Annotated in this window: 10 protein-coding genes and 1 pseudogene; 4 read left to right on the top strand and 7 right to left on the bottom strand. The window is 71.4% G+C overall.

What is annotated here, in order from left to right; translation table 11 throughout:
- The first annotated feature begins 640 nt into the window (after positions 1 to 640).
- Positions 641 to 2,158: an FAD-dependent monooxygenase gene (locus ACWGJO_RS39620; protein WP_452190547.1), complete on the top strand. Its 1,518-nt coding sequence runs from the start codon at positions 641 to 643 to the stop codon at positions 2,156 to 2,158.
- A gap of 230 nt (positions 2,159 to 2,388) precedes the next feature.
- Here the strand turns inward: ACWGJO_RS39620 and ACWGJO_RS39615 are convergent, their stop codons facing one another.
- From ACWGJO_RS39615 to ACWGJO_RS39600, 4 genes and pseudogenes are all read right to left on the bottom strand, one after another.
- The gene (locus ACWGJO_RS39615; protein ID WP_452190545.1) at positions 2,389 to 4,152 is read right to left on the bottom strand and encodes an eCIS core domain-containing protein; all 1,764 of its coding nucleotides are present in this window, start codon (positions 4,150 to 4,152) and stop codon (positions 2,389 to 2,391) included.
- A gap of 359 nt (positions 4,153 to 4,511) precedes the next feature.
- Positions 4,512 to 4,949: pseudogene (locus ACWGJO_RS39610) on the bottom strand (transposase); the annotation flags it as partial.
- Between the two features lie 161 nt (positions 4,950 to 5,110).
- Positions 5,111 to 5,551 (bottom strand): hypothetical protein, encoded by a 441-nt coding sequence (locus tag ACWGJO_RS39605; RefSeq protein WP_452190543.1) that lies wholly within the window; start codon positions 5,549 to 5,551, stop codon positions 5,111 to 5,113.
- Positions 5,552 to 6,144: 593 nt separating this feature from the next.
- Entirely contained in the window at positions 6,145 to 6,528 is a 384-nt protein-coding gene (locus ACWGJO_RS39600; RefSeq protein WP_452190541.1) for a FadR/GntR family transcriptional regulator, read from the bottom strand.
- A gap of 127 nt (positions 6,529 to 6,655) precedes the next feature.
- Between ACWGJO_RS39600 and ACWGJO_RS39595 the strand changes: the two genes are divergently transcribed.
- Together ACWGJO_RS39595 and ACWGJO_RS39590 are read left to right on the top strand one after the other, a co-directional pair.
- Positions 6,656 to 7,915 carry an MFS transporter gene (locus ACWGJO_RS39595; RefSeq protein WP_452190539.1) on the top strand — a complete coding sequence of 420 codons (1,260 nt, stop codon included), beginning with the start codon at positions 6,656 to 6,658 and terminating at the stop codon, positions 7,913 to 7,915.
- A 10-nt stretch (positions 7,916 to 7,925) separates the two neighbouring features.
- Entirely contained in the window at positions 7,926 to 8,132 is a 207-nt protein-coding gene (locus ACWGJO_RS39590) for a hypothetical protein (protein WP_452190537.1), read from the top strand.
- Positions 8,133 to 8,193: 61 nt separating this feature from the next.
- Here ACWGJO_RS39590 and ACWGJO_RS39585 read toward each other — a convergent pair whose 3' ends face one another.
- The 3 genes from ACWGJO_RS39585 to ACWGJO_RS39575 are packed head-to-tail and all read right to left on the bottom strand — an operon-like array spanning position 8,194 to position 9,734.
- Positions 8,194 to 8,763 (bottom strand): peptide deformylase, encoded by a 570-nt coding sequence (locus ACWGJO_RS39585; RefSeq protein ID WP_452190536.1) that lies wholly within the window; start codon positions 8,761 to 8,763, stop codon positions 8,194 to 8,196.
- 47 nt (positions 8,764 to 8,810) lie between these two features.
- Positions 8,811 to 9,473 carry a phosphotransferase family protein gene (locus ACWGJO_RS39580; protein ID WP_452190534.1) on the bottom strand — a complete coding sequence of 221 codons (663 nt, stop codon included), beginning with the start codon at positions 9,471 to 9,473 and terminating at the stop codon, positions 8,811 to 8,813.
- Positions 9,474 to 9,734, bottom strand: a complete 261-nt coding sequence (locus ACWGJO_RS39575) for a hypothetical protein (RefSeq protein ID WP_452190532.1) — start codon at positions 9,732 to 9,734, stop codon at positions 9,474 to 9,476.
- A gap of 97 nt (positions 9,735 to 9,831) precedes the next feature.
- Between ACWGJO_RS39575 and ACWGJO_RS39570 the strand changes: the two genes are divergently transcribed.
- The gene (locus ACWGJO_RS39570; protein WP_452190530.1) at positions 9,832 to 10,065 is read left to right on the top strand and encodes a hypothetical protein; all 234 of its coding nucleotides are present in this window, start codon (positions 9,832 to 9,834) and stop codon (positions 10,063 to 10,065) included.
- The last annotated feature ends 218 nt before the right edge of the window (positions 10,066 to 10,283 follow it).

Below are 10,283 nucleotides of genomic sequence, written 5' to 3'. Positions count from 1 at the left end.
AACGCGGACGGCAAGGAGATCTACAACCAGAAGACCCAGCCCAACGTCAAGGGCACCCTCCACTAGGCATCACACCGGACGCCCGGAGGCGGGGCGATCTCACCGGTGAAACCCGACTCCCCGAGCGCGCAACGGGACTCGCCGACGACGTGGCCCTCGCGGGCGAGGGCCACCCGGGCGACCACCTCCCCTCCTCCGAGCTCCCCGGCACCCCGCTCAAGCCCCGTGGACGCACCCGCTGACATGCTCCTTCGGCCGACGGGGAGCCTGCCGCAGGATCCGAGCCCCCCCACGACAATCCCGACGCCTCCGGCGCCCTGGCCGCCCTCGGCGCCTCCCCGGGCCCGGCCGACCTGCGTGTCAGCCCGGACGTCCGGCGGGTCCTCGGCCCCGTCCCTCGCCCCTTCGCCGAGTGGGCCGCCCGCGACGCCGTCGCGTTCCGCCCACCGGGCAGCGCCGCGGGAACCCCGGGACCGGACACGGACCGGGGGCGCGGAGGGCGGCCGTGCCCGGCAGGCTGCCGGTCGGGTGTCAGCGGCCTGCCGGTGATGCGCCGGTCGGATGCAGGTGGGCTCTGGGACCTTCGAGAGGTCCCGCCGGGTACCGATCCGGCTGTGGATCCAGGGGAAGGGGATCTCTTGTGCATGACGTAGTGATCGTGGGCGCCGGCCCGGTGGGGTTGTTCCTCGCCTGCGAGCTCGGCCTCGCGGGCTGCTCGGTCCTGGTGCTCGAGCGGGAGCCGGAACCCCGCTCGCCGTTCAAGGCGCTGCCGCTCGGCATCCGGGGCCTGTCCTCCGCCTCGGTCCAGGCGTTCTACCGCCGCGGGATGCTGCACCGGCTGCTGAAGGCATCGGGCGTCGGCGATGAGCCCGGCGCGCACCCGCGACCGGACGCGCCGTCGGTTCCTCGTCGCGGTGGCCACTTCGCCGGCATGATGCTCGATCCGGCCAAGATCGACTCCGCGGCCCTGCCGTACCGGCTGCCCGACCCGGCACCGGAGGGCATGCCGACACACGTCGAGGCGATCGAGGCGGTGCTGGCCGAGCGGGCGTCCGAGCTGGGCGTGGACGTCAGGCGCGGCGTCACGGTGTCGGCCATCGCGCACAACGACGGGAGCGTGGTCGCGCAGGCGGGCGAACACGCGTACACGGCGCGCTGGCTGGTCGGCTGCGACGGCGGACGCAGTACCGTACGCCGGCTCGCGGGCTTCGACTTCGTCGGGACCGAGCCGCTGTGCACCGGCTACGTCATGCTCGCCACCGTCGCCGACCCCGAGAAGCTGAGCCCCGGGTTCAATCCGACGCCCACGGGCATGTACCTCCAGCCCGCGGAGGACTACATCGCCCTGCTGGACTTCGACGGCGGCGCGTTCGACCGCTCGCGGCAGCCGACGCGCGACCATCTCCAGACGGTTCTGCGCCGGGTGTCCGGCACCGACGTGACGCTGAGCGAGGTCCGCCTCGTGTCGACCTTCACCGATCGGGCGATGCAGACGACGGCCTACCGGCGCGGACGCGTCCTGCTCGCGGGCGACGCCGCTCACATCCACTCGCCCCTGGGCGGGCAGGGACTCAACGCCGGCATCGGCGATGCCCTGAACCTGGGCTGGAAGCTGGCGGCGGCCGTGCACGGACAGGCGCCGGACGGACTGCTCGACACCTACGGCCGCGAGCGCCATCCGGTGGGGTCGGCGGTGCTCGACTGGTCGCGCGCACAGGTGGCGGCCATGCGGCCGGACCCGCACGGCCAGGCCGTCCAAGGGGTGATTCGCGACCTGATCAAAACCCGTGACGGAACGACCTACGTGTTCGAGCGGATATCGGGATCATCCATCCGGTACGACCTCGGCAGCGAGCACCCGCTGGTCGGCCGCAGCGCCCCGGACTTCTGCCTGGAGGACGGCACCCGTCTTGGCGACCTGATGCGGGACGGACGGGGCGTCACGCTCGACTTCAGCGCCGACCGATGCCTGCACGGTCCGGCGAGGGGCTGGGAGAGCCGGATGCGGTACGCGGCCGGTCCGGCGAAGGACGACCTCGGATCGGGTGCCGTGCTGGTCCGGCCCGACGGCGTGGTCGCCTGGGCAGGCGATCGCACACCTGATCGTGAAGCGTTCGAGCGGGCTGCGGGCCGCTGGTTCGGCGGTCCGGAAAGCTGAAACGGGCGCCGCCCGGCACCCGGCGTCGTCCTCGGTTCCGAAGTCCCGGACGGCGAAGGCCCGACCCTCGATGTCGTGGGACCCCGCCCCATCGGCACGAGTGCCCCGCGACCCACGCGACACCGCCACACCGCCACACCGCCACACCGCCACCAACGCGATCGTCGGCCGCCGGTAACAGCCCCGCACCGCGCAGCCCCACGGCCGGGGCCGCCGAACTCGTCGCCGACCTACTGGGCGGTGGGCTTCCGGGTCGCCGTGCGGTAGAAGTTGAGCGAGACCGGGCCCTTCCTGCTGGTCGCCTCCGCGCTCTTGCTCGTCATCTTCCGCTTCATGTTGGCGTTGTACCGGCGGTCCTTGACCTTCGCCGCCGGCGGAACCGGGTTGTCGGACTCGAAGAGCTGAGCATGTCCCGAGTCGGCCACGACGAAGGTGTCCCCGTGCATGTTGGCCTGGCTCTCCCCCGCGTCGCCGAAATGCGCCGCCACCAGGATGTGGACACCCTCGTACGGTGCGTTCCAGAGGCTCTCCGCGGCGTTGTCCGAGCATATTTGGAGCCGGACCTGAACGCCCTTCACCGTGGTCTCGAAGTTCTCCTTCCCGATGGCGAAGAAGCCTTGCTCCACCTCCTCCGGCGAACGGTCCGGAGCTCCTCCCTCCCTCGGCGCCTCGAAACGCTTCGTGTAGGTCTTCGGCCCCTGGCCGCCCTGGAAGACACGCGCGTAGTTGTCGAACACGGTCACGTTGCCCGAGCCGTCGAGTTCGGGCCCCTGCTCCCAGACCTCTTCCAGCTCCGCTGCCGACAATTCGGCATAGTCGTTGCCGCCGTCCACCTCCTCCTGGATCAGCTCCCGGCCCTTCCGCTGGTCGGCACGCGCCTGGTCCGATCCCTGCTCGTCGAGGTCGCGCCGGCGGCCGATGGTTCCCGGCACCACCAGGTAGTTACTGGGCAGACCCGCCAGGCGGTCGGCGAGCCAGTCGTCCACGCCGGCCGCCTGATCCGCGCTCAGGAAGTGGGTCCCCTCGCCGCTGAAGTAGTACTCCGGTGCGGTGAAGATGTACACGTGCTCGGGGTCGTACCGCTTGCTCCATTCGAGGAATGCGGTGTCCATCGCCTCGCCCAGGAGCCGTTTCTTCTCCTCCAGTTCGACGGCCGACCATTCCGCGCCCTTGCCCATCACCTTGTCCGTGGGGGCCTGGACGCCGGCGATGTGGACACCGGTCCTCCCCGCGCCGGTCTCCATGTCGTGGGGCTCGGACTCCTCGCGCTCCCACGGCTCGGTGCGCTCGCGCGCCGCGTGCGCGAGGGCCTCGGCGGCCTGACGGTCCTCCTCCTCCGACGCACGCTGCACCGGTACGTCGGCGCGGACGCCTCCGCCGGCCACGCCCTCGGTCCGCGCCGGTGGGAGCACCGACCGCCGCATGACGCGGGTGGCGTTGGCTTCGGCCTCGCGCTCGAAGCGGTCGGAAGGGTCGGAGACCTTCAGTCCGGTGCCGTTGTCGCTTCCGGCGACGGGGCCTTGGCGTTGCTGGATGACGTGGGTGAGTTCGTGGGCGAGGGTGTGCTTGTCGCCTCCGCCGTCGCCGATGACGACATGGTGGCCGGAGGTGTAGGCGCGGGCGCCCACTTCCACTGCCGAGGCCCGCGCGGCCGCGTCCGTATGGACACGGACGTCCGAGAAGTCCTCGCCGAACCGGCCTTCCATCTCGGTGCGGGTGTCATGGTCGAGCGGACGCCCCGGGGCGCGCAGGACATCCTGGACGGTGGAGCGCTGAACGGCATGTTCGGCCTGCCGGCCGTCGAATTCGTCGCCCGGCTGGAATCGTCCCCGGGCCTCCGTGTGTCCGGCTCGGTGGAGCATCTGGACGACCGCCGCGTTGCCGACGCTGCACTGGAGGGCCAGGAGAGGCGGCGCGACCCGGCTTGCCGGCTTGCCGGCCGGTGGACGGCTGTTCTCGGCGTCATTGGTTCGTGTGCTCTGCTGGACGCGCATGCTCTCCCTCTCGCACGGCAGGCGGACATTCTCCTGGATAACAGATGGGCAGAGGCGCTACCAGAGACGTGAAGGCAGCCCGTGCTGCCTGATCGGGCACCACACGATGCCCGTCACGCAGGCACGACCACCGTCCGCTGGGCCGAGAGCCTCGAATCCAGGGTGCCGATCCCTTGGAGGTCCCCCGTGGTACTGAAGGCTGGCCTCGCTGTTTCGGTTCGAGTCGGTTGAGCTGGGGTGATCCTTGTACCGGAGGGTCTCGGGGCTGCTGTCGGGCCGTGGGCATGCGGGGGTGCCGGCGCTGTGGCCGGGTGCTCCTGGGTCCTCGGGTCGCGGGTGGGCAGGGGCGTCGTCGTCGGTCAGGTGGCCGGTCGGGGCAGTGCGACGAGGTGGGTGAATGCCGCGGTCAGTTCGTGGCGCCAGGGCCAGGTGACGGCGATCCGCAGGCGTGGGCGGCGGGCTCCGCGGGTGATTCGGGCGGCGGCGTGCAGGAGTCGGTAGCGGAGTTTCTTGGGCTCGGCGGTGGCCAATTCGCCGTCCAGCAAAAGGGTTCGTGTCCGGGCGAGCAGGTCGATCGCGGTCAGGGACAGCTCCGGCCAGGCCTGGTTGATGGCGAAGTGGCGGGAGGGGAAGCGGCCGAAGCCGGTGGTCTTGCCGCAGCGGATGTGGTCCTCGACCCGGGCGTGGGCCCGGTGGCGGACTTCCAGGTGCTGAAGTGAGCCGCCGCCGGCGACGGGCGTGTCGGTGAGGAAGACCTGGTGGCGCATGCCTTCGTCCTGGTCGAACAGGGACAGCTGGCGCACGCAGAAAGTGCCTTCCTGCTGGAACGACCGGGACCTTGGACAAGCCTCATCGTTGCAGCTCAGAAGGCACGTTCGCTTTTCCGATCGTGATCCGGACTCGACCCCGGACGAAACGCGCAGGCGAGGCTATCAGGGATCCGGCCAATGGCTTCGGGTCAGGTCCGCTTGCGGCTCGCGATCTCGTCAGAGAGCTGCTGCACGTGGGCGGGGTCCGCGTCCCGGGCAAGGGCGACGTAGTGGTCCATGACGGCCGGCCGGTAGCGCACGGGCAACGTCTGTCCTGGGGCGAGTCGGGTGAGCTCGGTGATCGTGAGGTTTTCGTCTGCGATTCCGCGGAACGAGATGCCGTCGGCGGTCTCCACGTCGAACATCAGAACCACGCGTGGATTGTTGTTGACCTCCCGCCAGTCGACGAGAACGCCGAGCGCAAGCGCCCCCGTACGCAGTTCCGCATTGCGCTTCCGTGCATCACTGCTCAGGAACGGGTTCGGGGCGACGCCCGGGAAGTCGGGCCCGACGCCGAGCGATTCCCGACTCAGGTCGGGCCTGAGTTGCGCCACCAGATCGTTGAGCTTCTTCTTCTTCGAACCGAACATCCTGACCCCTCCCTCACACCGATGCCGGAATCTCGGCCTGGCGCTTCGCTTTCACTGCGATTGTACGTAGCGGCCATTCCCGACCTCCGTCGCATCGCCCCGTCCCGATGGGTCGCTGTCTGCGGTCGCGGACGGGCTCGGTCGGTGCACCTGTCTGTCGGACGCGGGCATGCCGCGCTGCGTCCGGACCACCTGCCGAAGCATCACCTGGGAGAGGGCGTGGCGGCCGACTCCTACCACGCGGCCAGGACCGCGAAATTGGCCCCACCGGCGGACAGACTGCAACGTTTTGGGTTGATCTGTCAGCAAGGGAGCTGGTTTGTGAACAGTCGCCATTGCCCGCAGGCCTTCCGCCGTGGGACCGGGCCTACGCGTTCTTCCTCCGCTGACGACCTGGGCCTGGACCTCGTCAAGGAGTTCCACAACCGGCTGCGCATCAAGGTCCGCACCTGGGCGGGCCGGGACGCCGAGCCCGGCGCCGCCGAGCCCGGGGTCGTCACAGCAGCGCGACCGGACGCGGCCGGACTCCGATCCTTCGGGGAGCGACGTCGGGCCCGGGCCGGACGCGGTCGGGCGCGGATGCGGCCCTCGGGTCAGTGCGGGCCGGTTCCGGCCGCGCGCAGTCTGTCGAGGGTGCGGTCCAGGTTGGCCTGGGTCGCCGCGACGGCGGCGTCCGGGTCACCCGCGGCGATCGCCTCGACCAGGGTGCGGTGCGCGCGGGTGATGCTTCCCTCCTCGACGCCGTCGTGGAGCCGGCTGTCGGCCACCACGTGGCCGGCCGCTTCGCGCAGCGCGTCGACGAAGGAGTCGAAGAGGCGGACGAGCACCGGATTGCGCGCCGCCCGGACGACCTGGCGGTGCAGTTCCAGGTCCGTCTCGACGAGTTCGGCCGGACCGACGGCCGACCGGTTGGCAAGGCAAGCCTTACTGGACGGCGGGGCCTTACTGAACGGCGGGCCTGCTACGGTTCCGGGCATGTTCCTCCCCCGTGCGTAGCGGACCCGCCACGACCGTGCCCCCTCTCACCGGGCACGGCGCTCCGGTGTCCCCGCACGCCTTCGGGTACGGCCCCGCCCTGCCCGCCTTCGCCGAGGAACGTCTCCCTTGTCTTCGCCCAACCCCTCCTACGTCCCTTCGCCCAACCCCTCCTACGCCGCTGTCCTGCGCACCCCGCACGCCGGCCGCACCTTCGGCGCCGCCCTTCTGGGCCGGCTCTCGTACGGGATGGTCCCGCTCGCCATGATGCTGGCCGTCCGGGACGCCACCGGCTCCTACCCGGTGGCCGGCACCGTGCTGGCCCTGTTCGGGCTGACCAGTGTCTTTCTCTCGCCGGCCCGTGCCGCCCTGGTCGACCGGTACGGCCCCCGGCGCGCGCTGCCGCCGATGGCCGCGCTGTACGCCGGGCTGCTGACCCTGGTGGCCGGCGCCACCTGGCGGCCGGGTGCGCCGCCGGTCCTGACGGGTGCTCTGGTGGTCGCCGCCGGCGCCTGCACCCCGCCGCTCGGGCCGGTGATGCGGACGCTCTGGCGCCGGCTGCTGCCGGACCAGGAACTGCTCCGACGCGCGTACAGCCTGGACACCGTCGCCGAGGAACTGCTGTTCGTCAGCGGCCCGCTGCTGGTGGGACTGCTGCTCACGGTCGCCGGCCCGACGGCCGGGGTGGTTGCGGGGGCCGGGCTCGTGCTGGCGGGCACCCTGGCACTGGTCTCCTCCCCCGCCGCGCGGGCGGCGGACCGGACCGGGCCGGCCGCACCCGGCGCACGCCCGGACGGCGGGGGAGAGCTGCGCCGGGCGGTGCTCGCCTCGGCCGCGACCGGGCTGGCCCTCGGAGCGCTCGACCTGATGGTGGTGGCCTTCGCCGAGGAGCGCGGGCGGGCCGGGGCGGTCGCCTGGATCCTGGCGGCGCTCTCGGCCGGCAGCGCCGTCGGGGGCCTGGCCCACGGCGCCGTCGGCTGGTCCGCCCCGAACCGGGCCCGGTTGCCGCTGCTGGTCGCCGGGCTGGGCCTGGCGCTGGCGGGCGCGGGGCTGGCGCCGAACCTCCCCGTGCTGACCGCGGCCGTCGCGCTGGCCGGACTGTTCGTCTCCCCCGTCGTCACCACCGCCTACCTGATCGCCGACGAGACGGCCGCACCACTGGCCCGCACCCGGGCCGGCGCCTGGGTGAACACCGCCTTCAACGCAGGCTCGGCGGGCGGCACCGCGACCGTCGGCCTGCTGGTCGGCCGGCTGCCGCTGCCGCTCTGCTTCGCCCTGGCGGCCGCCCCCGCGCTGCTCTCCGCCGCGTCAGCCGCCCACCGACTGCGCGACTTTGGTGGCGACGGGTCGCACCGAAAGTCGGATACCGGGGCTGACCTGCGTCTCTAGGCTCAGGGGCATGAAGAATCTGCTCGGCTTCGTGAGCTTCGCCCTCATCGTCGGAGGGATCAGCGGCCTGCTCTCCGACCACCTCGGGGGCTTCCGCCTCTTCGGTTTCGTCCAGTACCTGGTCCCGGGCGGCCACGAGACCGCCGGGTACGCCGGGTTGGTGGTGCTGGGCGCCGCCCTGGCCGTCGTCACCGGGCGGATCGGCCGCGCACGGTAGTCGCGCATCTGCGACAGGGCGGCCCCGATCCGGTGAGCGCCCGGGGTCGGCTGGGCCGGGGTCACCGCTCGTAGGCCCATGCCTGGCCGGTCTGCCGGTACTGCTCGACGGGGATGGGCTCGATGCCGGTCCGCATGCGGGTGGTGTAGAGCAGGCCGTCGAGGTGGTCGATCTCGTGGTGGACCAAGCGGCCGAGCCCGCGTTCGTACGTGGTGGTGATCAGTCGGCCGTCCAGCGTGGTGGTGTCCACGATGATCCGCAGCGGTCGGGGGACCATGCCGCGGACGTCGAAGAAGGACAGGCAGCCTTCGAACTGCTGGTCCGTCTCGCTGGAGCGGTCGGTGATCGTCGGGTTGAGCAGGACGATCGCCTGCGCTCCCGGCTCGGCCGGCCGGACGATGGCGGCAGCCCGGCCGATGCCGATCTGCGGTGCCGCGATGCCCATGCCCTTGGCGAAGGGGTGGACCTGACCGATGCGCTCCATCGCGGTGAGCAGCTTCTCGACGACCTGCTCGGCGGTCTCGCGCTCGGCGGGCAGGTCGAAGGGACGGGCGGGCTCGGCGAGGATGGGCGAGCCCTCCTGGACGACGCCGAGGTCACGCATCTGCTCACTGGGCCGCGCCTGGATCACCTGAACTCCCTTTGGATTGTTACGCGTTCGGGTCGGACCCGGAACCGTCACACGAGCAGCGCCTCGAGCTCCGGAAGCCGGCCGAACAGATCGGGGAGGCCGCGCACGCCGTTGCGCACGGACTCGTGCGACAGCGCGAGGTCGGGGCCGGTGCTCGCCTCGACACCGGCGAGGCACCGGAGGATGTTCCACCTCGTGTGCCCCAGCCAGCCGCCGATCATGAACGCGAACCAGCTCGGACCCGACGGCGGCAGCGCTCCGCCCCCCGCGACATAGCCGTCCAGGACCGAGCGGAAGACGGCGGGCTCGATGCCGTCGAAGCCGGGTCCCTTCGCGAGGCTCAGCGCGGTCGAGCCGAGCTCACCGGACAGGTCGAGCATGCCCGAGAGCTCCCAGTCGAGCACCACCGGCCGCCCCTCCCGGGCGAGCAGGTTCCACGGCTGGATGTCCCTGTGGGTCAGCACGACGGGGCCCGGCCGTTCGCAGGTGTCGACGAACTGGGCGATCGCGAGGAAGGTCTCGACATGAGAGGCGAGTTCGCCGGCCCACGGCCGTCCGGTCGCCGCCGCCCGCGCGGCGAGCTCGGGCCAGTCGCGTGACGTCGGTTCCTCGATCGACTCACGGGGCCACGCGACGTCGAGCGCGTGGATGCGCGCGAGGATCTCACCGATCTCGAACGCATACGCCACCGACACCGGTGCCTCCGGCACCTACTCTCCCTCGACCCATCGATGAACGAGGGTGTGACGGCCGGCCGAGATCGGCTCCGGCATCGGGACGCCGGCGGCGAAGGCCGCCCGCTCAAACCTGGACACGTCCTCGACACGATAGGTCCAGCGGCGGTCGACGAGGTTCAACTCCTTCACCGCGAACGACCCTTGATCGGTGTCGAGCCGGTACATCCGGTTGGCGAAACCACCGTGGACGCGAGTCATCGGCCCGATCGGCGTGCCGAGATGCGAAAGGTCCATCCACGCATGCTAGTACCGGCAGTTCCTCTGGCCTGCTGGCCTGCTGGCCTGCTGGATTGGCCCATGGTGGCACTGCACAGCGTGGGACCATCTCGGCATGCGACTGATTGCCGATGGGGCCACGCCGACCTCGCGGTTGGTTCTGGTGGAGGACTTTGAAACCGACAACGGCTACGCCTTCGAACTGGCGAGACCGCTCTTCCTGGCCGTCGGTGATCGAATCGGCTTCGAGGAGGGCAAGCCGGTCGTCGTGCGGGCGAGTGGAGAGCGGCTGGTTCCCGTCGGAGGCTGGTCCACCCGCTGCGGCATCAGGGCCGGCCGACGCAGCTGACCGTGCTGCCAACACCCCTCTTCGGGCCGGTTGTTGAGACCGCCACGGGTTTGGTCGTTCGCCGGACGGCAGTACGGCCTCGGCGTGATCTTCTGCGTGGTGAAGCACCCATGATCGGCTCGGCTCCCCCGGTCGGGCCGTCGGCTGTCGGCTGTCGGCGGGTGGCGGGGCTCAGCGGCCGGGGTTCTCGTCGATCCGGGCGATGCGGTAGTGGGCGG

Source organism: Kitasatospora sp. NPDC054795, from assembly GCF_053611565.1.
The sequence above is the reverse complement of the archived record's forward strand: the minus strand, read 5'-3'. Positions and strand labels throughout refer to the sequence as shown.

What these genes read in the sequence shown, in the direction of transcription:
- ACWGJO_RS39615 (WP_452190545.1), bottom strand. Translation starts at nt 4,152, where the DNA reads ATGCGCGTCCAGCAGAGCACACGAACCAATGACGCCGAGAACAGCCGT.
- ACWGJO_RS39605 (WP_452190543.1), bottom strand. Translation starts at nt 5,551, where the DNA reads ATGTTCGGTTCGAAGAAGAAGAAGCTCAACGATCTGGTGGCGCAACTC.
- ACWGJO_RS39600 (WP_452190541.1), bottom strand. Translation starts at nt 6,528, where the DNA reads ATGCCCGGAACCGTAGCAGGCCCGCCGTTCAGTAAGGCCCCGCCGTCC.
- ACWGJO_RS39590 (WP_452190537.1), top strand. Translation starts at nt 7,926, where the DNA reads ATGAAGAATCTGCTCGGCTTCGTGAGCTTCGCCCTCATCGTCGGAGGG.
- ACWGJO_RS39575 (WP_452190532.1), bottom strand. Translation starts at nt 9,734, where the DNA reads ATGGACCTTTCGCATCTCGGCACGCCGATCGGGCCGATGACTCGCGTC.
- ACWGJO_RS39570 (WP_452190530.1), top strand. Translation starts at nt 9,832, where the DNA reads ATGCGACTGATTGCCGATGGGGCCACGCCGACCTCGCGGTTGGTTCTG.